A 22,404-nucleotide genomic window follows, 5' to 3' on the forward strand; every position below is an offset into this window, starting at 1 on the left:
GTCCAACGCCTCGAAAAACCGCACCTTCAACCCAGCACATGCCACGATCCCCGCAACTCCCTCAAATCGAGGGTGTTGCGGGGATCGTTAGAACCCGCCAATCCGGTGAGCGGCCCTTCGTCATGCATGAGCCGGCCCCGACTCAGTGAGCTGCGGCATCCCAACTGCGGCCGGTACCGACCGACACCTCGAGGGGCACCGACAATTCGATGGCCGATGACATCTTGTTGCGCACCAACGCCTCGACTTCCTCGCGCTCGGAGTCGACGACCTCGAGTACCAGTTCGTCGTGCACCTGCAACAGCATGCGCGATTTCAAGGTCGACTCCGCCAGAGACTTGTGCACGTCGATCATCGCTACCTTGATGATGTCTGCGGCAGTGCCCTGGATCGGAGCGTTGAGTGCCGCACGCTCGGCGACCTCGCGACGCTGACGATTGTCGCTGTTGAGATCTGGCAGGTAACGACGACGGCCGTACAGCGTCGAGGTGTAGCCCACCTTTCGGGCTTCCTCGACCGCATTGCGCAGGTAGTCGCGCACGCCGCCGAAGCGAGCAAAGTACGCCTCCATCTGCTGCTTGGCTTCGTCGGTGGAGATCTTCAACTGCGCGGCGAGGCCGAACGCGCTGAGTCCGTAGGCGAGGCCGTACGACATGGCCTTGACTCGACGGCGTAGTTCCGGGGTGACCTCGTCGATCGGTACGCCGAACGCGCGCGAACCGACGAAGCTGTGCAGGTCCTCACCGGTGTTGAACGCTTCGATCAGCCCCTCGTCACCGGATACGTGCGCCATGATGCGCATCTCGATCTGGCTGTAATCGGCGGTGAGCAGAGTGTCGTAGCCGGCACCGACCACAAAGCCGTCGCGGATGTGGCGACCCGCCTCGTTCCGCACCGGGATGTTCTGCAGGTTCGGTTCCGTCGACGACAGTCGTCCGGTGGCCGCGACGGTCTGATTGAACGTGGTGTGAATGCGGCCGTCGTCGGCGACGGACTTGAGCAGGCCGTCCACCGTCACCTTCATTCGTGTGGCATCACGGTGGTCGAGCAGGAATTTGAGGAACGGATGCTCGGTCTTCTCGAACAGCCCCTGAAGTGCGTCGGCGTCGGTGGTGTACCCGGTCTTGGTTTTCTTGGTCTTGGGCATGTCGAGTTCCTCGAACAGCACCACCTGCAGCTGTTTGGGCGATCCGAGATTTATCTGCTTGTCGATCACGCCGTACGCAGAATTCGCGGCCTCGTCGACCTGCGCAGCAAAACCCGATTGCAGCGAGCGCAGGTGATCGCCGTCCACTGCGATGCCCGTGGCTTCGATATCGGCAAGCACTGTCAGCAGCGGCAGTTCCATCTCCGAGAGCAGAGTGGTCGACTCGATTGCTGCGAGTTCCGCGTCGAGAGCGTCGGCGAGATCGATGACCGCCCGCGCCTTGAGAATTTCGCCCTCGGCGAATGCCGCGTCAGCGGTGTCCTCGGCGTCGAGAAGTGACATCTGCCCCTCGCCCGCGTCTTCGACGCGTAGTTCGCGCTTGAGGTAGCGCAGCGACAAGTCGTCGAGGTTGAAAGACCGCTGACCGGGCCGGACGAGATACGCCGCGAGCGCGGTATCGGTCGTCAACCCACCGAGCGTCCATCCCCGACCACGAACCGCGTGCAGTGCCCACTTCGCCTCGTGTAGAGCTTTGGGTCGATCCGCATCGGCGAACCACGCGGCCAATGCGCGTTCGTCGGATTCGTCGAGAGCCGTCGTGGTGACGAAGGCGCCCTCGCCGTCTGCTGCCGCGATGGCCACCGATGTCGCATCGCTGTCGTACGGCCTGCGCGGTCCGAGGATGGATACCCCGCTACGCCGACCGTCGGACGCGTGCTCGTCCAGCCACGCCGCCAACTCCCCTGGCGCGACGATGCCGCCCCGAACGTCGAACCCTTCTTCTGCCTCGGGCTCGACCGAGGCGAGTGTCTCGAACAGTCGATCCCGCAGGATGCGAAACTCCAGATCGTCGAACAGGGCGTGGATCTTCTCGCGATCCCACGGGGCCAGCTCGAGTTGATCGGGCGTGAAGGGCAACGGCACGTCGCGCACCATCTCGGTGAGCTCGCGGTTGAGCACCACACTCGACAGGTTGGCCCGCAATGCGTCGCCCACCTTGCCCTTCACCTTGTCGACATTGTCGACGAGGGCGGTGAGCGACCCGTATTCGATGATCCACTTGGTCGCCGTCTTCTCCCCGACGCCGGGAATGCCGGGAAGGTTGTCGCTCGGATCTCCGCGCAGAGCTGCGAAGTCCGGGTACTGCGACGGCGTCAGACCGTATTTGGTGGCGACCTCGTCCGGGGTGAATCGCGTCAGGTCCGAGACACCCTTGCGGGGATAGAGCACCGTGACGTTGTCGGTGACCAGCTGCAGTGCGTCACGATCGCCGGTGACCACGAGGACGCGATAGCCCAGCGCCTCGGCTTGCGTGACCAGAGTGGCGATGATGTCGTCGGCTTCGAACCCTGCCTCGGCCATCACGGGAATGCCCATGGCACCGAGCACATCCTTGGTGATGTCCACCTGGCCCGCGAACTCGTCCGGCGTCTTGCTGCGGTTCGCCTTGTATTCGGGGAAGCGCTCGGCCCGGAACGTTTGCCGTGACACGTCGAAGGCGGCGGCGATGTGCGTCGGCTTCTCGTCCCGCAACAGGTTGATCAGCATCGAGGTGAACCCGTACACGGCATTGGTGGACTGACCGCTCGTGGTCTTGAAATTTTCCGCCGGCAACGCGAAGAAGGCACGGAAGGCCATCGAGTGACCGTCGATGAGGAGCAGCGTCGGACGCTCTTCGGCTGACTTCGCATCGGTCCGGGCTGCGGGTGCTGCACTTTTGTCGGTTACTGGGCTCACGGTTGACCAGTCTAGGTAGCGGGTCCGACATCACGTAGCCGGATGCGGGCACCGCGCCGCAATCGCCGCGGCACCGATCTCCCGCAGCGCGAAACACAACCGATACTTTCCGGAAATCTCAGTTGCCGATTTTGCGTCGTTTCAACGGATAGAGTCCGACAATTGCAGTAAATCCCCATCCCGTGACTCAACGACAACCGTCCGGAGGACGTGCGTGGCTCCAAATGTTCGATGGACCAGAAAGGTGCAACCACCGAGGTTGCGCGCAAGATCTGCAGTTCGCGTATTCCAGCGAACACTCCTACTCGCCATCCTGAGTTCCATTGCGGCGCTGCTGTTCAGTGCGCCTGCGTTGGCGCAGGAACCTACCCCCACTCCCCCGGCGGCGCCGGGAACCAGTGCCGAACAGGCACCGCCCGCAGACGCCGTCAGCGTCGCGGGATCGCTCAACAACGGTGGAGAACGCCTCGAAGGGGTCGATGTTGCGGCGCTCGACGCGTCGGGCAGCGAAGTGGCCCGCACCACCAGCGAGACCGGCGGACGCTGGGCTCTCGAATTGTCGCCTGGCACATACACATTCCAGGTGGTCCAGGAAACGCTCCCCGACGGGGTGAGCGTGCAGGGCGAGGTCGAGCGCGACGTGCAGGCCGGTCGCTCGAACACCGTCATCTTCTCCTTCGGTGAGGCCAGGACCGCGACCAGCACCCCGTTCTACGAGAAGTTCGTGCGCACCACGGTCGACGGCTTCCGCTTCGGTCTGGTCATCGCGCTCGCGGCGGTCGGTCTGAGCTTGATCTTCGGAACGACGGGCTTGACCAACTTCGCACACGGCGAACTCGTGACGCTCGGAGCCGTCGCGGCGTGGTTCTTCAATGTGAGCCTCGGGATACAACTGATCCCAGCCACCGTGCTGGCGATCATCGTCGGAGTCGCGATCGGCTGGCTCAACAACGCCCTGATCTGGCGGCCGTTGCGTAAACGTCGAACCGGCCTGATCGCTCAGCTGGTGGTCACGATCGGACTCGCCATTGCGCTGCGCTACCTCATCCTGATCTTCTTCTCCGACCGCTCGGAGCCATTCGACGACTACCAGGCTCAGACCGAGAACGACTGGGGCCCACTGTCGATCACCAACGTCAACCTCGCCTGCATCGTCATCAGCGTCGTCGTCCTCATCGGCGTCGCACTGATGCTGCAGCGCACCAAGATCGGTAAAGCCATGCGTGCGGTGGCCGACAACCGTGATCTGGCTGCCTCGTCGGGTATCAACGTCGAGCGCGTCGTGACGTTCGTCTGGTGCCTCGGTGGCGGCCTGGCTGCCCTCGGCGGCGTGCTGTTCGGGCTCTCCGAACTCGGCGGCCGCGTGCAATGGGAGATGGGCTTCAAACTCCTACTGCTCATGTTCGCCGGAATCACGCTCGGAGGACTCGGCACGGCCTACGGCGCATTCCTCGGTTGCGTCATCGTGGGTCTGCTCGTGCAGTGGTCGACGTTGGTCATCAATCCCGACCTCAAATACATCGGAGGGTTGCTCGTCTTGATTCTCATCCTCGTCGTCCGTCCTCAGGGCATCCTCGGCTCGCGACAAAGGATCGGGTGACCTGCACATGGATATCATCGGCGCACTTCAGATCTCTCTTGCTCAGCTGGTCGGCCCGTCGGCCATCTTCTACGCACTGCTCGCCATCGGCCTGAACCTGCACTTCGGCTACGCCGGCCTGCTCAACTTCGGCCAGATCGGCTTCGCCCTACTCGGCGGCTACGGCGTCGGCATCACCACGATCACCTATGAGCAGCCACTGTGGCTCGGCATTCTGGTCGGTCTCGCTGCGGCCGGCCTGCTGGCTCTGGTGCTCGGCATTCCGACCCTGCGATTGCGAGCGGATTATCTCGCCATCGTGACGATTGCCGCATCGGAAATCCTGCGACTGGTATTCCGCTCCACGGCAACCGATTCGGTGACCAAGTCCACCAACGGCATCACCGGATTCGCAGCTCCGTTCACCAACCTCAGCCCGTTCGAGGGTGGAAAGACGTACAGCTTCATCGGCGTTCGATTCCTGGGTAACGACCTGTGGGCCATGCTCGTCGGCTGGACGTTGGTACTGCTGCTGTGCGGGGTCGTCTACCTGCTGACACACAGCCCGTGGGGTCGCGTTCTCAAGGCGGTTCGTGAAGACGAGGACGCTGCCCGGTCGCTGGGTAAGAACGTGTTCGTCTACAAGATGCAGGCACTCGTTCTCGGCGGCGTGATCGGCGGTATGGGCGGGGTGTTCAACGCACTGCAGACGCAGTCGATCAACCCCGACTTCTATTCGACCGCGCAGACGTTCTTCGCGTTCGGCGCTCTCATTCTCGGCGGTGCCGCAACGGTGTTCGGCCCCGTGATCGGCGCAATGCTGTTCTGGTTCCTGCTGTCCATTCCCGACGCGATTCTGCGGCAACTGATCTCGGGCGACGATCCGGTGCTCAACCTCACCGGTGCCCAGGTCGGTGCCACCCGATTCGTACTCCTGGGAATTCTGATCGCCGTGCTGATGGTGTTCAGACCCCAGGGCATTCTCGGCAACAAGCGAGAGGTTCAACTCAATGCCTGACCCGAGCACCGGTGCCGCCGCAGATGCGACACCGAGCAAGAAAGCCAGCACACTCGAAGCACGTGCGGCCAAAGCACTGTCGAGCGATCAGCGTGCCAGTCTGTTCGCCGGCGTCGCCAACGAGCCCGGGGCAGCCAAGCCCGACGCGACATTGGTGGTCGACGGGGTCTCGCGTACCTTCGGCGGCCTCAAGGCCGTCGACGTGGCGCACCTCGAGATCCAGCGCGGATGCATCACCGGTCTGATCGGACCGAACGGCGCGGGTAAGACCACACTGTTCAACCTGCTCACCGGATTCGACCGACCCGACACCGGCACGTGGTCGATGGACGGTCAGGAACTCGGCCGGATGCACCCACATCAGGTGGCACGCAAAGGCGTCGTGCGCACCTTCCAGTTGACGAAGGCACTGTCGAAACTGACTGTGCTGGACAACGTTCGACTGGGGGCGACGGGCCAACGCGGCGAGCGCATGATCAACACGTTCATGCCGTGGACGTGGAAAGCACAGGAGCGTCAGATCACCGAACGCGCCTATGAACTGCTGGGGCGCTTCAAACTCGACGCCAAGGCCGACGATCTGGCCGGCTCGTTGTCGGGTGGCCAGCGCAAACTCCTGGAGATGGCGCGAGCGTTGATGACCGATCCGTCGGTCGTCATGCTCGACGAGCCGATGGCCGGAGTCAATCCCGCTCTCACGCAATCGCTTCTGGGCCACATCAAATCGCTGCGCGACGACGGCATGACAGTGGTGTTCGTCGAACACGACATGGATGTCATCCGCGACATCAGCGACTGGGTGGTGGTAATGGCTCAGGGCAGCATCATCGCCGAGTCCACCCCGGAAGAGCTCTCCAACAACGGTGCCGTCGTCGATGCCTATCTCGGTAGCCATCACGATCAAGCACTCGAATTCGACGCCGACGGCAATCCCGTCGGAGCCACCGCCGAACTGGCCGAGGCATTGAAGCAAGCCGAGGTGGAGGAACTGCAAGCAGGAGGCGATCTTTCGGAACCGGAGTTCGTCAGCCCCGCAGCCACCGACACTGCTGCGGGCGGCTCGCACCGAGCCAAGGAGGACAACTGATGAGCGAACAAACTCTGACGCCGGCCGAGTTCGCGGCCACGCCGGGCGAGCATGCGCGTCTGGCCGAAGGAGCGTTGCTGCGCGCCGACGGTCTGGTTGCCGGGTACATCCCCGGTGTGAACATCCTCAGTGAGTGCAACTTCTTTCTGAACGACGGTGAGATCGTCGGCATCATCGGACCCAACGGTGCCGGTAAGTCGACTCTGCTCAAGACGTTGTTCGGCCTCGTGGCGGTCCGCGAGGGCAGCGTGAAGCTGCGCGGTGACAACATCACCTCCGCCGAGGCGCACGTTCTGGTGACCAAGGGCGTCGGATACGTGCCCCAGACGCAGAACGTGTTCCCATCGCTCACGATCGAGGAAAACCTCGAGATGGGAATCTATCTGCGGCCCAAGAAGTTCGGTGAGCGGTTCGACTTCGTCAGCGAGTTGTTCCCACTGCTCGGCGAACGCAAGAAGGTCAAGGCAGGTGCACTGTCCGGCGGTGAGCGCCAGATGGTGGCGATGGGGCGGGCCCTGATGATGGAACCGTCGGTGCTGCTGCTCGACGAACCGTCGGCAGGCTTGTCGCCGATGTTCCAGGACGAGGTCTTCATCCGCTGCAAGAAGATCAACGCGGCGGGCGTCTCGATCATCATGGTCGAGCAGAATGCCCGCCGCTGCCTGCAGATCTGCGACCGCGGCTATGTTCTCGATCAAGGTCGCAACGCCTACACCGATACCGGGCCGGCGTTGATGAACGATCCCAAGGTGATCGAGCTCTACCTCGGCACTCTCGCGGGAAGCAAAGAAAAGAAGGCCTGACCTTCTCGGCAGGAAGCCCCGACTCGACATAGTTCGAGTCGGGGCTTTCTCGTACCTGCGCCATAGGTACCCAACGTGGTGTATTCGAACGACTCCGGGCCCGAGTCCTGATGTCAGGACTCGGGCCCGGAGGCTGTGCAGCAGCTACAGATCACTCACCGACGACGATGTATCCGTCCGTCGTCAGCTTGTTGTCCGGTCCGAAGACCAGGTTGCCGTAGGAACCGGTGGCGGGCTCGCCTGCGTCACTGAAGTTCAGCGCGCCGGTGACTCCGTCGTAGTCGATATCGGTGCCGGCCTTGACGAGTGGGAGGCACTCGGCGAAGGTCGTGCACTTCGTGCCGTCCTTGGTGATGCTGTTGATGTTGGCAGCGATGTCGGTGCCTGCCGTCGACTTCGCCTGCTCGGCTGCCAGCGCCGAGATGACGACCGCGTCGTAGGACTCACCGGCGTAGTTGAAGTCGACCAATGCCGGATCCACGCCCTTGAGTCGGTCCTGGAACGCGGTGCCGACGTCGGTCAGCGGGGTGGTGCCGCGCATCTTGTCGAGCAGGCCGGCAGCGACCGACTCACCGAGTGCGTTGCCCATGTTGCCGTCGACGCCGTAGACCAACGTGCCGTCGGACGGTCCGATGCCGATCTCGTGCATACGGGTGATGATCTTCGCGGACTCCTCGAAGCCGATGATGGCGACGGCATCCGGGTTGAAGTTCTTCACGCCGTCGACCTCGGCGTTGAACGACTGTGCGTTCGGGTCGTAGATCGTGGTCTGGATCTGGTCTGCCGCGATGCCGGCCTCTTCGAGGTTGTCGGCGGTGTTCTTGGCCAGGCCCGTTCCGTAGGGGTCGTTGAGAGCCAGGATGGCCACGCGCTGCGCGCCGTCCTCGGCGATCAGCTGCGAGAGTGCCTGTGCCTGCAGCACATCGGTGGGCGCGGTACGGAAGTACTGGCCCTTGTCCGGGTAGCAGACGAACTGGTCGGAGGTGTTGGCAGGCGAGAACTGCACGACACCCGCGCTGGCGATCTTGTCGATGACCTTGAGCGACACCGAGGACGACGCCGCACCGACGATGACGTTCGAGCCGCCGGCGAGCAGACGGTCGACCGTGGTGTTGGCGGTGTCGGTGGTGGTGTCGCCCGAGTCACCGGGGATGAGCGTGACGGGCTGGTCGAGGACGCCGCCCGCACCGTTGACATCGTTGACGGCCAGCTGGACACCGGCGACCTCGGGTGGTCCGAGGAAGGCCAGGGTGCCGGTCTCGGGAAGGAGGGTTCCTACCACCAGCGGCGACGTGTCGGGAGTGGATCCGGCGGTGGCCTGCTCAGGAGTGCAGTCGGTGGAGACGGTCGTTTCCGCGGCCGACGTGCCGCCGCTGGCACTGGTGGAGTCGGTCGAGCCCGAGTCGTCGCTCGACGAACAGCCGAACAGTGCGAGCGAGGTGACGCTCAGCACTGCAGCCGTGCGGACATAGGTCCGAATTGCCATCTAGGTTCTCCTTGAAATTGCTCGTCGTTGAAGCTCACCTGAGTTACATGTGGCTCACGTGTGAACCAGACGCTAATGCTCGAAACCGGTTCGCAAGGCCTAGAACGACGCTCGTGACCTGACTGTGACCTAAGAGGTCGAAGTTTTACGTGGCCGTAGCTTTCCGCGGGCCGATCAGCTCTCTGCCACAGGGTTGTTCGCCGGAGTACCGAGTGTTTCGATCACGACCTCGGCTACCGCCTTCATCGTCGTGCGTCGGTCCATCGCGGCACGCTGAATCCACTTGAACGCCTGCGGTTCCGTCAGCGATTGCGACTCCATCAGGACGCCCTTGGCCTTCTCGATCAACTTGCGGGTCTCGAGTCGATCCTGAAGATCGGCGATCTCCGATTCGAGCGCAGAGATCTCGCCGAACCGGCTCGCGGCCAACTCGACTGCAGGCATCAGATCGGCCTTGGTGAACGGTTTGACCAGATAAGCCATCGCACCCGCATCGCGCGCCTTCTCCACGAGCTCTCGCTGACTGAACGCTGTGAGAATCACCACCGGCGCGATCCGCTTCTCCGCGATCTCGGAGGCGGCGTCGATGCCGTCACGACGCGGCATCTTCACGTCCATGATCACCAGATCCGGTCGAAGTTCGACAGCCAGTTCCACAGCCTGCTGACCGTCCGCGGCCTCACCGACCACGTCGTACCCCTCTTCGCGGAGCATCTCCACCAGGTCGAGACGAATCAGGGATTCGTCTTCCGCGACCACCACCCGCAGCGCAGGCTTGCCAGTACCGTGCGTATCAGGAGCATTCATCTGTACCGGTCTCCTTCGACAGTCGTCGCCCCTCAGGGGCATCGAGCAACTGAAGGGTACCGGTGCACGGGGCCGAAAGCGCATCTTCTACACTCGTCAATCGTTGCTTGAAAGACGCCAGCCCTCGTATCCCAATTGGCAGAGGAAACGGATTCAAAACCCGTCCAGTGTGAGTTCGAGTCTCACCGAGGGCACCACAGCACGATCGACCGGCCGCGACAGCTGTCTGGTCCACTCCCGATCACGCCTACAGTGGGGTGATGTACATACCCAGCAGTCTTCGTTGCCATGACACCAGCGCGGGCAAATTGTGCGCGCAGAAGGTCGACCACCGTTTCGGAGATTCCGCGGACCAGTCCGCTCAGTGGGTCTACTACACCTGCAGCGCCGACTCCGCCCACGAAACCGGTTACGTCGACCGCCTGGTCACCGCCTGAATCATGTTCGTAGAGCGCGCCTTTGTCCACGCCGACGATGTGGGATCGGAGTGGCCCTTCACCGTTCCCGCTGTCGCCGACCTCGCGCGAGAGGGACTCGAGTTTCTCGCACCGGTCACAATTCTGGTGGGCGACAACGGTTCCGGTAAGTCGACTCTCGTAGAGGCAATCGCAGAGCGTTTCGGCATCGACGCCCGCGGGGGTCGGGCAGCGCAGAAGTCTCGTCGACTGGACGAGGTGACGAGCGTCCTCGGCGAGGTGCTCGAACTCGAGACCACGCCACGAGGCGCGCGTATGCTGCGGGGTCCGCGCGAGCAGAAGCGGGGATTCTTCCTGCGCGCCGAGACTGCATTCGAGATGGCCGAGAACCTCGGCGGCATGCCGGGCTTCTGGGACGAGAACACCGCCGAAATGAGCCACGGTGAGGGCTTTCTCACCATGTTCGGTGCGATGTTGGCCGAACCGGGCTTTTATGTGCTGGACGAACCGGAGTCGGCCCTGTCGTTCACCGCGTGCCTGAACCTGGTCGCGCTGATGTCCCACTTGGGCGAGGAGGGGGCGCAGCTCGTCTGTGCCACGCATTCACCGATCCTGGCTTCGACACCCGGTGCGGACATCGTCGAAGTGGGTGAACACGGTCTGCGCCGAAGCACCTGGGACGAACTCGAATTGGTCCAGCACTGGCGGCGATATCTCGACGATCCGAACGTGTATCTCCGTCATCTACTCGACTGAACCGGCACCAACGCCACGTCCCGACGACGACGCACACTCCCCGGAGAGACTCCCATCGCCCGTTTGAACGCTTTGCCGAATGCTGCCTCCGACAAATAGCCACTGCGCCTGGCCAATTCGGCCAGCACCACGTCCTCGGACCGCAATGTGTCGTACGCGACCTGCATCCGCCACGTCGCCAGGTAACTCATCACCGAATCGCCGACCAATGCGGTGAATCGAGCCGAGAACGCCGAACGTGACATGTGTGCACTCGACGCCAGTGCCGCAACGGTCCACCGCTCGTCGGGATTTCGATGAATGCGAGCCAGCGCGCCTCCGATCCGCTCGTCCTGCAACGCTCCCAGCCAACCGGACTGCGCGCTCGGAGTGTCCACAATCCATGACCGCAACGCCTGAATCACCAGAACGTCGGAAAGCCTGGTGATCACTGCCTCTCCCCCGGGCTCGAGCGATCGTGCCTCGTCGGCCACCATGGCGAGGATGTTCTGCATACGTGCGCGCCGTGGTTCGCTGTCTGCGTCGATCACGATCACCGCCGGTAGCAGCCGAAGAAGCTGCTGCGCCGCAGGATGATCCATCCGGACGGCCCCGCAGACCAACACGGTGTCGGGTCCGCTCGCATCGCACTGGTCGATCACCGCGTACCGGTCGCTGACGTAATCGTGTGGCACCTCGTACACGCTGGTCGCGTCGCCGACAGACTCGATGTCGGCCGCCAATACGTGCCCACGCCCGTGGGGAACCAACGCGAAGTCGCCGGGAACGAGCTCACGCGTCGACTCCCCGGGGACCGACAGCACACACGACCCGTCGACCACGGTGTGGAACCACACAGCGTCGTCCATCGCGGGCAGGGCCAGCCCCCACGAGCCACTCATCTCGGAACGCACGTAGAAGGACCCGGTCATTCGGAGGAAATGCAAAGCCTCACCGAGCGGATCGGGTGACTTCCAGGGGTCGGCTCCACGCACCGGACAATTGTCCCCCATGGCCGGGACGATCGGACATGAATTCGAGCCCTGCGCGCATTGTCCATCCACCCGTGACGCGGAAAGGTCGGAAGCGCACGACGAATCCCCGGGAAGGAAAACCGATGATCGACAAGATCTCCTCGATCGCCACCCTGGTCGCAGCAGTCGGATGCGGCCTCGTCGCGGGCGTCATGCTCGCGTTCTCGGTCAGTGTTCTTCCTGGCCTGGCGTCGTTACCGGTGCCCGACGCGATCGCCGCGATGCAGAGATCGAACGCCGCGATCCTCAACCCACTGTTTCTGACGCTGTTCGTCGGTACGGCGTTGACCTGTTCTCTCGCAACCGTTCTCGCGATCACCACGGAGGGTGGGCGATCGACCTGGGTCGGCGCGGGAGCAGGGCTCTACGTGGTGGGCTGCTTCGTGGTCACGGTGGCGTTCAACGTCCCACTCAACGATGCATTGGCAGCGGTGGATCCGGCGAGTCCGTCGGGAGCCGACATGTGGCAGTCGTTCACGTCGAACTGGACACGGTGGAACACCGTCCGGATCATCTCGTCGACGGCGGCGTGCGCCGTGCTGATCCTCGGTCAGGGCAGATCCGCGCTGGGCTGATCGGACTCACCGTCCTGGTGACGCCTGCGAATCTCGTCCTCGAAGCGGGCGATGAGATGATCGGTATCGGCAGTGGACACATCTCGCGCGCCTTCGTCCATCGCGGCGTCGCGTCCTCTGCGCAAGGCGGCGAGTTCGGCTTCGAGTTCGTTGTTGTCGAGTACGCGTGGATCCAACATCTCTCCATTGTGGTCCCACCCGAGTACCTGCGCGCGCTGTTTGCTGTAATCGCGACATGAACGTCGTGCACAGCTTCGAACCGATAGTCGACGAGCACGCTCACACGCTGATACTCGGTTCGATGCCCGGTGTCGCATCGCTTGCTGCTCAGCAGTATTACGCTCATCCCCGAAATGCGTTCTGGCCGATCATGGGCGCGCTGTTCGGTGCCGGTCCCGAACTTCCGTACGAGGCGCGAACAGAGCGACTGGCGCGCAGCGGGATTGCTGTGTGGGACGTACTGAAGCTGTGCACTAGGACCGGAAGCCTGGACTCGGCCATAGTCGAATCATCCATCGTGGCAAACGATGTCGCGAACCTCATCGCAGGTCATCCCGGCATCGACACCGTGCTGTTCAACGGAGCAAAAGCTGCCGACAGCTATCGCAGATACGTCGCGAACGCGGTGCAGCAGGACGTCGAGTGCATCCGTCTGCCGTCCACCAGTCCAGCGCACGCCTCACTCACCCTCGAAGCCAAGACTCGACTGTGGTCGGCAGCACTCAGGCGCGAACGCGTTTCGGGAAGTGGCGAATGAGGCCCTCCTGCACGACGGTTGCGAGCAACTGACCGTCCATCGAGAAGAATCGGCCGGTGGCGAGTCCCCGCGATCCGGCCGCGACCGGCGATTCGGTCGCATACAGAGCCCACTCGTCGAATCGGAACGGTCGGTGAAACCAGATGGAGTGGTTGACCGTCGCCGCCACGATGCGGTCGAGTCCCCAGGACAGTCCATGGGTGGTGATGATCGAATCGAGCACCGTGGTGTCCGACGCGTAGCCCATGGTCGCGGCGTGAAAGATCGACTCGTCCGGCAGATCGCCGTCCGCTTTCATCCACACCCGATTGTGGTTGAGTTTCTCACCGGTGCCGTGCATGATCCACGCCGGATCGTTCGCGTACCGCATGTCGATCGGTTTGAGTGCATCGACGAACATCTGCAGTCGGTCCTCGAACCCCACGAAGTGGTCGCCGAGAGGCGGCAGAGCATCGGGATACGGAACCTCGGGCACCTCGACGCTGTGCTCGAGGCCCTTACCGAAATCCTGGAAAGCAGCGAGCATGACGAACAGCTCGTTACCGTCCTGCAGCGCAGTGACCTGCCGGTTGGCGAACGCCCGGCCGTCGCGCTGACGACTCACCCGGTATTCGATGGGCTTCTTGACGTCACCACCGCGGATGAAGTGCGCATTGATCGCATGAACGTCCCGGGACGTTCCGGATACGGTCCGGCCGGCGGCGATGAGCGCCTGAGCGACGAGCTGCCCACCGAACGTCCGGCTCCCCACCTGCTCCGGATGCTGTCCGATGAACACATCCTCCTCGGTCTCCTCGAGGGCGAGGAGACCGAGAAGGGTTTCGAGATCGGTTCCGCGTACTGCTGTACTGCTCGGCGCGCTCTCGCTGACGCCGGTTCCCCCCGCTTCGACCACTTACCGGTCCTCTTCTCCGATTCGGTGCACATGGATCAAGTTGGTCGAGCCTACTGTGCCGGGAGGGGCACCGGCGACGATCACGACCTGATCGCCTCGGTTGTAACGACCGAGTTCAAGCAACGCCTTGTCGACCTCTTTGACCATCGCGTCCGTCGAGCCCACATCGGGAACCAGGAACGTCTCGGTGCCCCAGCTCAGGGACAGCTGACTGCGGACCTCGGAGATCGAGGTGAATGCGAGCAACGGCAGTTTGGTGTGGAGGCGAGCCAACCGTCGCACGGTGTCGCCCGACTGGGTGAAGGCCACGAGGGCCTTCGCGTCCAGACGCTCGCCGATATCGCGGGCGGCGTAGGAAATGACACCGCGCTTGGTGCGAGGAACGTGAGTCAGAGGAGGAACGCTGTCGCCTTCGGTTTCCACGGTCTCGACGATCCGAGCCATCGTCCGCACCGTCTCCATGACGTACTTGCCGACCGAGGTCTCGCCGGACAGCATGACCGCGTCGGTACCGTCGAGCACTGCGTTGGCGACGTCGGACGCCTCGGCGCGGGTGGGACGGGAGTTCTCGATCATCGATTCGAGCATCTGGGTCGCAACGATGACGGGCTTGGCGTTGGCGCGGGCGATCTGGATGGCGCGCTTCTGCACCAGGGGTACCTGCTCGAGCGGCAACTCGACACCGAGGTCACCGCGGGCGACCATGATCGCATCGAACGCGAGCACGATGGCTTCGAGGTTGTCGACGGCCTCGGGCTTCTCGAGCTTGGCAATGACCGGAACTCGGCGGCCGACGCGGTCCATGACGGCGTGGACGAGTTCGACATCGGCAGGAGAGCGCACGAACGAGAGCGCGATGAAATCGCATCCGAGCGCGAGGGCGAACTCGAGGTCCGCAATGTCCTTCTCGCTCATGGCAGGAACAGAGACGTCCATGCCGGGCAGGGAGACGCCCTTGTTGTTACTGACCGGACCACCCTCGGTGACCCGACACAGCACGTCGTTGCCTTCGACGCCGGTGACGACGAGGCCGACCTTGCCGTCGTCGACGAGCAGGCGGTCGCCTTCCTTGGCGTCCTGAGCCAGCTCCTTGTACGTGGTCGACACACGATCGTGGGTGCCCTCGCACTCCTCGACGGTGATGCGGATGAGTTCACCGGCGGCCCAGGTGGTGGAGCCCTCGGCGAATCGGCCGAGTCGAATCTTCGGTCCCTGCAGGTCGGCCAGGATGCCCACGGCTTTGCCGGTGGCGTCCGATGCGGCGCGAACTCTCTCGTAGTTGGCCTGGTGATCGGGGTGATCGCCATGGCTGAAGTTCAGTCGTGCGACATCCATTCCACTCTCGACGAGTTCGCGGATGCGCTCTGTGGTTGCGGTTGCGGGTCCAAGGGTGCAGACAATCTTCGTACGTCGGCTCACGGTTGCGAGCGTAGCCGCTGGACGCCTTGTTCTCTATCGCAGAGGAACCCGGCCGAATACTACCGACGGGTAGCCTCGCCGGGCCGCTGCTGAAAGCACCTGTACCGGTACAGAGACGAGTGTCACACCACCGCCAGAGGCAGTGCCGTGGGGTGTACCGGGGACGGCAATTCCGAGTGTCCGGTGAGGTAAGCGTCGACCCCGTTGGCAGCCGAACGCCCCTCGGCGATCGCCCACACGACCAACGACGCACCGCGGTGGGCATCCCCACAGACGAACACACCCGGGGCCGTCGTCTGCCAATCGGGACCACACGACAACGCGCCGCGCTTCGTCAGCGCCAGGCCGTAGTCGTCGAGCAGCGGTCCATGCTCGACACCCTCGAATCCGATGGCGAACAATGCCAGATCACAGGGCAATTCGACCTCTTCACCGATGGGCGTCACGATGCGTCGCCCGTCCGCGTCGCGCTGCACCTCGACCTCGGCGAGCACCATGGCGCGCACATGTCCGCGCTCGTCGCCGAGGAATCGCTGCACCGCGACCTGATGACGCACGACGCCACCCTCCGCATGAGCAGGCGACGTCCGGAGCACCAACGGCCACGACGGCCACGGCGAGAGGCCGTCGTCGCGGGCACCGGGAAGAGCAGGGTTGTAGTCGAGCTGAGTGACCGACGCGGCACCCTGACGGTGAGCCGTGCCCAGACAATCGGCCCCGGTGTCTCCGCCGCCGATGATCACCACATGCTTGCCCGCAGCGGATATCGACGTCGGCCCGTCGCCCTCGCATTCCTTGTTCGACGGCACCAGATGCTCCATCGCCAGGTGAATGCCGTCGAGTTCACGGCCGATCACCTCGGTGTTGTCGCGAGCCCGCAAAGCGCCGACGGCGAGCACGACCGCATCGAAGCTCTCGCGCAGTTGCTCGACCGTGAAGTCGATGCCGACCTCGCACTCCGTGACGAAATGCGTGCCCTCGGCCCGCATCTGCATCAGCCGCTGATCGAGCACCGACTTCTCCAACTTGAATTCGGGGATTCCGTATCGAAGCAATCCACCGAGCCGATCGTCGCGCTCGTACACGGTGACATCGTGCCCGGCCCTGGTGAGCTGTTGCGCCGCAGCCAGTCCCGCCGGACCCGAACCCACGACGGCCACTCGTTTACCGGTGGTGATCGTCGGCGGCTGGGGAACGACGCTGCCCTGTTCCCAGGCCAGGTCTGCGATGGTCTGCTCGACCCGCTTGATCGTCACACTTCCGCCGGTGGCGGCCTCGGAAATGGACAGCACACAAGCGGATTCACACGGGGCCGGACACACTCGGCCGGTGAACTCCGGGAAGTTGTTGGTGGCGTGCAACCGATCACTGGCCGCGTCCCACCGATCGCGGCGCACGAGATCGTTCCATTCCGGGATCAGGTTGCCCAACGGGCATCCGGCAGTTCCGGAGTGGCAGAACGGAATTCCGCAATCCATGCAGCGGCGCGCTTGTTCCGAGACCTCGGCTGCGCGTTCGCTGCTGGGCTGATCCGAGTACACCTCGTTCCAGTCCCTGACCCGTTCGTCGATAGGACGCTTGGCCGCCTCACGCTTGACGACCTTCAGAAATCCCTGTGGATCAGCCACGTGCAGCCTCCATGATCGCAGCGTCGACGTCGCGCCCCTCGGCGCGCGCCATTCGTGTCGCCTCCAGCACCCGCTGGTAGTCGACGGGCATGACTTTGGTGAACAGAGCGGACCGGCGGGGCCAGTCGGCGAGCAGCGATGCCGCGACGGTGGAGCCGGTCCAGCGCTCGTGGTTCTCGACCGTCTCGCGCAGCCACACCAGATCGTCCGGATCGGGAACCTGCAACTCGACCATTGCCGTGTTCACGTCCGCGGGGTCGAGACCCAGAACGAAGGCGATACCGCCCGACATGCCGGCCGCCATGTTGCGTCCGGTCGGCCCGAGCACGACAACCCGTCCGCCCGTCATGTACTCGAAGGCGTGATCTCCCACGCCCTCGTTGACCGCAACGGCTCCGGAGTTGCGCACGGCGAACCGCTCCCCCGCCTTACCGCGCAGGTACACCTCCCCCGACGTGGCTCCGTAGAGAATCGTGTTTCCGGCAATGACGTTGTCCTCGGCAACGAAGGGTGCGTCCTCGGCCGGTCGGACGACGATGCGTCCTCCCGACAGGCCCTTGCCCACGTAGTCGTTCGCGTCGCCGACGAGATCGATCGTGATTCCGGGCGGCAGGAATGCACCGAGCGATTGCCCGGCAGAGCCGGTGAACGACACGCGAATCGTGTCGTCGGGTAGCCCGGCCGCGCCGTAGCGTCGCGTGACCTCGGACCCCAGAAGTGTTCCGACCGTGCGGTTGACGTTGCGCACGGGCAGCTCCAGCGTGACCGGATGCGCGTCCTCCAGTGCGCCCTCAGCCAGCTGGATCAGCGTGCGATCCAGCGCGAAATCGAGGCCGTGGTCCTGATCGCGTAGGCGTCGACGCTGTGTCATGGGCGCGCCGTGTCGATCCACCGGCATCGCGAAGATGGGTGTGAGGTCGAGTCCCTTGCTCTTCCAATGTGCGACGCCGGCCGCGGTCTCGAGCACGTCGGCATGGCCGACGGCCTCGTCGATGCTGCGGAACCCGAGCTGCGCGAGGTACTTTCGCACATCCTCGGCGACGAACCTGAAGAAGTCCTCGAGGAACTCGGGCTTGCCGGTGAATCGCTTGCGCAGTTCGGGGTTCTGAGTCGCGACACCCACTGGGCAGGTGTCGAGATGGCAGACCCGCATCATGATGCATCCCGCGACGATCAGAGGTGCCGTCGAGAACCCGAATTCCTCGGCACCGAGCAGCGCCGCGACGATCACATCACGGCCGGTGCGCATGCCACCGTCGCACTGGACGGTGATGCGATCGCGAAGTCCGTTGAGCACCAACGTCTGTTGGGCGTCGGCCAGCCCGATTTCCCAGGGCGCACCGGCATGCTTGAGAGACGTCAACGGAGCCGCGCCCGTGCCACCGTCGTATCCCGAGATCAGTACGACGTCGGCGTGCGCCTTGCTCACTCCCGTCGCCACCGTGCCCACTCCTACCGAGCTGACGAGTTTGACGTGGACGCGCGCGTTCTCGTTGGCGTTCTTGAGATCGTGGATCAACTGCGCGAGATCCTCGATGGAATAGATGTCGTGGTGCGGAGGCGGGGAGATCAGGCCGACCCCGGGCGTCGAGTGCCGAGTCTTGGCCACCCACGGGTACACCTTGTAACCGGGCAGCTGCCCGCCCTCACCGGGTTTGGCACCCTGCGCCATCTTGATCTGAATGTCGGTGGCGTTGACCAGATAATCGCTGGTCACCCCGAACCGTCCACTCGCGACCTGCTTGACGGCACTGCGCCGGCTCGGATCGTAGAGGCGATCGACGTCCTCTCCGCCCTCACCGGAGTTGGAGCGCCCACCCAGATTGTTCATCGCAACGGCCATGGTCTCGTGCGCCTCGGCAGAGATGGATCCGTAGCTCATCGCGCCGGTGTTGAACCGAGTGACGATGGACTCGACCGGCTCCACCTCGTCGAGCGGAACAGGCGTGCGCACATGGTCTTTGAACTCGAACAGGCCCCGGAGTGCGCCCCCCTCACGGGCGAGCCGGTTCACTTCGTCGCTGTATTTCTGGAACACGTCGTAGCGACCGGTGCGTGTTGCGTGCTGCAACAGGAACACCGTCTCGGGAGTGAACAGGTGGAGTTCGCCCTCACGCCGGAACTGGTACTCGCCGCCGATCTCGAGGCGGCGGTGAACACGGTCGGTAGGATTCTCCGGGTATGCCTTCCGGTGACGGAGTTTGACCTCTTCGGCGAGGACGTCGAGACCGACTCCGCCGAGCTTGCTGACGGTGCCCTTGAAGTACTCGCGCACGACCTCGCGATCGAGACCGACCGCCTCGAAAACCTGTGCGCCGGTGTAGGACCCGACGGTCGAGATTCCCATCTTGGACATGACCTTGAGCACGCCCTTGCCGAGCCCGTACAGGTAGTTGCGCACCGCGACAGTGGGTTCGACCCCGGTGAGCTCACCTTCGCCGACCAGGTCCTCGATCGACTCCATGGCCAGGTACGGGTTGACCGCCGCCGCACCGAATCCGATCAGCAAGGCCAGGTGGTGCACTTCTCGTGCATCGCCGGACTCGACGACGAGAGCGACCTTGGTGCGTTCCTTGGTGCGCACCAAGTGGTGGTGCACAGCAGAGGTGGCCAGCAGGGACGGAATCGGTGCCCGAGTGTGGTCCGAATCGCGATCGGAGATGATCAGCGTGCGGTAGCCGGCAGCGATGGCTTCCGATGCCCGCATGCGCAGTTCTTCGATGGCCTCGGCCAGACCTTCCCCACCACGCTCGACCTCGTACAGTGCGCGCAGCACGATCGCCGACAGACCGGGATGATCACCGTCGTCGTCGATGTGGATGATCTTGTTGAGTTCGTCGTTGTCGAGCACCGGCCACGGCAACACGATCTGCCTGCACGACGCGGCGGTGGGCTCGAGCAGATTCTGCTCCGGTCCCATCACTCGCGACAACGACGTCACGATCTCTTCTCGGATGGAGTCGAGTGGCGGGTTCGTGACCTGCGCGAACAGTTCGATGAAGTAGTCGTACAGCTGACGAGATCGCTGGGACATCACCGCGGACGGGGTGTCGGTCCCCATCGATCCCAGTGGCTCGCCCCCGGAGGCGGCCATCGGGGTGAGCACGACGCGGAGATCTTCCTCGGTGTAGCCGAAGGCGATCTGTCTGCGAATCACGGACTCGTGGTTGTACTGAATGTGGGCGCGCTCGGGCAGGCTCTTGATTTCCAGCAATCCGGCGTGCAGCCATTCCTGGTACGGATGTTCCTGCGCCAGTTGCAGTTTGATCTCCTCGTCGGGAACGAGACGCCCGGCGACGGTGTCGACCAGAAACATCTTGCCCGGCTCGAGGCGACCCTTGGCGACGACCTGAGATTGCGGCACGTCCAGGACACCTGCCTCGCTGGCGAGGATCACCCGACCGTCGGCCGTCTGCCACCACCGACCGGGGCGCAGACCGTTGCGATCGAGAACGGCCCCGACGTAGCTACCGTCGGTGAACGTGACGCAGGCCGGACCGTCCCACGCTTCCATCATCGACGAGTGGAATTGATAGAACGCCCGTACCCGCGGATCCATCGTGCGATGGTTCTCCCACGGCTCCGGCACCATCATCATCACGACGTGGGGAACGCTCCGGCCGCCCAGATGCAGCAGTTCGAGCACCTCGTCGAGCGACACCGAATCGGAGGCGTCGGGATTGCAGATGGGGAAGAGCCGCGCCAGATCACCGGGGATGAGATCGCTGGACAGCATTGCTTCCCGAGCGCGCATCCGGTTCCTGTTGCCCTTCACCGTGTTGATCTCTCCGTTGTGCGCGACGTAGCGGTGCGGGTGCGCCAACGGCCACGACGGGAAGGTATTGGTGGAAAAGCGACTGTGCACGATGGCAATTGCACTCGTACACAACGGGTTACGCAGCTCCGGGAAGAACAGGGGCAGCTGCATGGTGGTGAGCATGCCCTTGTAGACGATGGTGCGTGAGGACAGCGAAGGGAAGAACAGGCCCGAGCCCTCTGCCTCGATCTCCGGGGTGACGCGCTCCGATCGCTTACGCAGCCCGTACACCAATCGGTCGAGTTCGAGACCGGCCGGACGTGAACCGTCGACCTCGGGGGCCGCGACGAAGAGATAGCTCATGTACGGCATGCATCCGAGCGCCGTCAGTCCGACGTCGGCGCGATCCGGATCGACCTCGACCGGAACCCAACCCAGCACCTCGAGACCCTCTTCGGCTGCAATGGATTCGACACGCTGCACGGCCGACCCGCGCTCACGGATGCCCTGCGGCAGAAAGCAGACACCCGCCGCGAAGGTGTTCTCGCCGTCGCCGTTGGCCGACGGTAACTCGAACGACGACAACGAATCGAGAAGTTCGACGGGCAGCTGGATCAGAATGCCCGCGCCGTCACCACTGTTGGGCTCGGCACCGGCAGCACCACGATGTTCCAGATTCTCCAGTGCCAGAACACCGTCGGACACGATCGAGTGCGAACGGCGTCCGGCGATGTCCGCGATCATCGCGACGCCGCAGGAGTCCTTCTCCGCGCTCGGGTCGTACAGTCCTTGCTCGGCAGGCATCCGAGAAAACAACACCACGATCACCTCCACGTAGACCGGTGGGTGCTTCGGATGGCGCAGTGTCGACACGCTGCACTGTGAGCCTCGGCTACCCCGCCGGCTGGTCGCCCGAACCGACATCGAGTGCCGGATCGATCGAATTCGATGCCTATCGGGAATTCACCGGGACAGCTCTGGCCCGCGAAAGAATCCGAGATCGCTCTCGGATGGCGGAATCGTATCAGTTGCCGATCGCAACGATGCAATCGCGAACGGCACTGGGCTCAGTCGCGCAGGGGGCGCCCGTGTTCATCGCGCACGCTGCCCGTGAGCATCATGATCCCGTCGATCAGCGGCCAGATACCGCCGATGCCGCACGTGAGCCACGTGACCGCGATCTGCGCCACCGCAATTCCCGGTTGATTCAAATAGAAGCGTCCTGCCCCGAAAACACCCAGCAGGATGTTCAGCAGCCCGGCAGTGAGCTTCTGCTTGTCCGAGAACGGTTCACCGGTGACGGGATGCCGTCCGTAAGGAGCGCTCGGATCCACCCAACCGGGAGCACCGGCGTACTGGGGGCCTGGGTAGTGGGGTCCTCCGTACTGGGGTCCTCCGTACTGGGGTCCTCCGTACTGGGGACCTCCGTACTGGGGACCGCCCGGAAACGGGGGCGGCGGGTAACCCGCACCGGGCGGTGGACCGTCCGGTGCACCGGAGCTACGGTCGTCACCTCCGGACGCG

The 22,404-nt window shown here is 63.8% G+C and carries 17 protein-coding genes, 1 tRNA gene and 1 pseudogene; 9 read left to right on the forward strand and 10 right to left on the reverse strand.

Translation table 11 applies throughout. The annotated features are described in order from the left end of the window. Nucleotides 1-142: 142 nt before the first annotated feature. A complete protein-coding gene (gene polA, locus CH281_RS16175) occupies nucleotides 143-2,884 on the reverse strand; it encodes a DNA polymerase I (protein WP_094694840.1) in 2,742 nt (913 codons plus the stop codon). Between the two features lie 259 nt (nucleotides 2,885-3,143). Between polA and CH281_RS16180 the strand changes: the two genes are divergently transcribed. The 4 genes from CH281_RS16180 to CH281_RS16195 are packed head-to-tail and all read left to right on the forward strand — an operon-like array spanning nucleotide 3,144 to nucleotide 7,371. Next, on the forward strand, nucleotides 3,144-4,484 hold the full coding sequence (locus tag CH281_RS16180) for a branched-chain amino acid ABC transporter permease (protein ID WP_045841244.1): 1,341 nt from the start codon (nucleotides 3,144-3,146) through the stop codon (nucleotides 4,482-4,484). A gap of 7 nt (nucleotides 4,485-4,491) precedes the next feature. Continuing rightward, a complete protein-coding gene (locus CH281_RS16185) occupies nucleotides 4,492-5,481 on the forward strand; it encodes a branched-chain amino acid ABC transporter permease (RefSeq protein ID WP_027497263.1) in 990 nt (329 codons plus the stop codon). Next, on the forward strand, nucleotides 5,474-6,568 hold the full coding sequence (locus tag CH281_RS16190; RefSeq protein ID WP_027497264.1) for an ABC transporter ATP-binding protein: 1,095 nt from the start codon (nucleotides 5,474-5,476) through the stop codon (nucleotides 6,566-6,568). Before CH281_RS16185 ends, CH281_RS16190 begins: the two co-directional genes overlap by 8 nt. After that, a complete protein-coding gene (locus tag CH281_RS16195) occupies nucleotides 6,568-7,371 on the forward strand; it encodes an ABC transporter ATP-binding protein (RefSeq protein ID WP_027497265.1) in 804 nt (267 codons plus the stop codon). The genes CH281_RS16190 and CH281_RS16195 overlap by 1 nt, the downstream gene beginning before the upstream one ends. 151 nt (nucleotides 7,372-7,522) lie before the next feature. Here CH281_RS16195 and CH281_RS16200 read toward each other — a convergent pair whose 3' ends face one another. Then, entirely contained in the window at nucleotides 7,523-8,857 is a 1,335-nt protein-coding gene (locus CH281_RS16200) for an ABC transporter substrate-binding protein (RefSeq protein ID WP_032374321.1), read from the reverse strand. Between the two features lie 174 nt (nucleotides 8,858-9,031). Beyond that, the gene (locus tag CH281_RS16205; RefSeq protein ID WP_027497267.1) at nucleotides 9,032-9,664 is read right to left on the reverse strand and encodes an ANTAR domain-containing response regulator; all 633 of its coding nucleotides are present in this window, start codon (nucleotides 9,662-9,664) and stop codon (nucleotides 9,032-9,034) included. Nucleotides 9,665-9,784: 120 nt separating this feature from the next. Between CH281_RS16205 and CH281_RS16210 the strand changes: the two genes are divergently transcribed. The 3 genes from CH281_RS16210 (at nucleotide 9,785) to CH281_RS16215 (ending at nucleotide 10,836) form a co-directional block, all read left to right on the forward strand. Then, a tRNA-Leu gene (locus CH281_RS16210) sits at nucleotides 9,785-9,861 on the forward strand. 63 nt (nucleotides 9,862-9,924) lie between these two features. Continuing rightward, nucleotides 9,925-10,101, forward strand: a complete 177-nt coding sequence (locus tag CH281_RS26925) for a hypothetical protein (RefSeq protein WP_165430221.1) — start codon at nucleotides 9,925-9,927, stop codon at nucleotides 10,099-10,101. A 3-nt stretch (nucleotides 10,102-10,104) separates the two neighbouring features. Then, nucleotides 10,105-10,836 (forward strand): AAA family ATPase, encoded by a 732-nt coding sequence (locus CH281_RS16215; protein ID WP_032400010.1) that lies wholly within the window; start codon nucleotides 10,105-10,107, stop codon nucleotides 10,834-10,836. On the opposite strand, the gene CH281_RS16220 is transcribed toward CH281_RS16215, so the two are convergent. Then, a complete protein-coding gene (locus CH281_RS16220; RefSeq protein ID WP_032406683.1) occupies nucleotides 10,821-11,810 on the reverse strand; it encodes an AraC family transcriptional regulator in 990 nt (329 codons plus the stop codon). The genes CH281_RS16215 and CH281_RS16220 overlap by 16 nt on opposite strands. Nucleotides 11,811-11,932: 122 nt before the next feature. On the opposite strand from CH281_RS16220, the gene CH281_RS16225 reads away from it, so the two are divergent. After that, nucleotides 11,933-12,424 (forward strand): anthrone oxygenase family protein, encoded by a 492-nt coding sequence (locus tag CH281_RS16225; protein ID WP_027497270.1) that lies wholly within the window; start codon nucleotides 11,933-11,935, stop codon nucleotides 12,422-12,424. Here CH281_RS16225 and CH281_RS16230 read toward each other — a convergent pair. Then, nucleotides 12,400-12,603: a hypothetical protein gene (locus CH281_RS16230; protein WP_027497271.1), complete on the reverse strand. Its 204-nt coding sequence runs from the start codon at nucleotides 12,601-12,603 to the stop codon at nucleotides 12,400-12,402. The genes CH281_RS16225 and CH281_RS16230 overlap by 25 nt on opposite strands. Nucleotides 12,604-12,659: 56 nt before the next feature. On the opposite strand from CH281_RS16230, the gene CH281_RS16235 reads away from it, so the two are divergent. Continuing rightward, complete coding sequence (locus tag CH281_RS16235) at nucleotides 12,660-13,181, forward strand: DNA-deoxyinosine glycosylase (RefSeq protein ID WP_032368067.1); 522 nt, start codon at nucleotides 12,660-12,662, stop codon at nucleotides 13,179-13,181. On the opposite strand, the gene CH281_RS16240 is transcribed toward CH281_RS16235, so the two are convergent. From CH281_RS16240 to CH281_RS27605, 5 genes and pseudogenes are all read right to left on the reverse strand, one after another. Beyond that, complete coding sequence (locus tag CH281_RS16240; protein ID WP_032370334.1) at nucleotides 13,147-14,076, reverse strand: acyl-CoA thioesterase; 930 nt, start codon at nucleotides 14,074-14,076, stop codon at nucleotides 13,147-13,149. The genes CH281_RS16235 and CH281_RS16240 overlap by 35 nt on opposite strands. Further along, nucleotides 14,077-15,495, reverse strand: coding sequence for a pyruvate kinase (gene pyk / locus CH281_RS16245; protein WP_027497274.1), 1,419 nt, complete (start codon nucleotides 15,493-15,495; stop codon nucleotides 14,077-14,079). A gap of 122 nt (nucleotides 15,496-15,617) precedes the next feature. After that, on the reverse strand, nucleotides 15,618-17,123 hold the full coding sequence (locus CH281_RS16250; RefSeq protein ID WP_032368070.1) for a glutamate synthase subunit beta: 1,506 nt from the start codon (nucleotides 17,121-17,123) through the stop codon (nucleotides 15,618-15,620). After that, nucleotides 17,116-21,684 carry a glutamate synthase large subunit gene (gltB, locus tag CH281_RS16255; protein WP_373453884.1) on the reverse strand — a complete coding sequence of 1,523 codons (4,569 nt, stop codon included), beginning with the start codon at nucleotides 21,682-21,684 and terminating at the stop codon, nucleotides 17,116-17,118. The genes CH281_RS16250 and gltB overlap by 8 nt, the downstream gene beginning before the upstream one ends. A 263-nt stretch (nucleotides 21,685-21,947) precedes the next feature. Then, a pseudogene (locus CH281_RS27605) lies at nucleotides 21,948-22,310 on the reverse strand (TM2 domain-containing protein); the annotation flags it as partial. Between the last annotated feature and the right edge of the window lie 94 nt (nucleotides 22,311-22,404).

Source organism: Rhodococcus sp. 06-221-2, assembly GCF_002258365.1.
GTDB classification, from domain to species: Bacteria; Actinomycetota; Actinomycetes; order Mycobacteriales; family Mycobacteriaceae; genus Rhodococcoides; species Rhodococcoides fascians.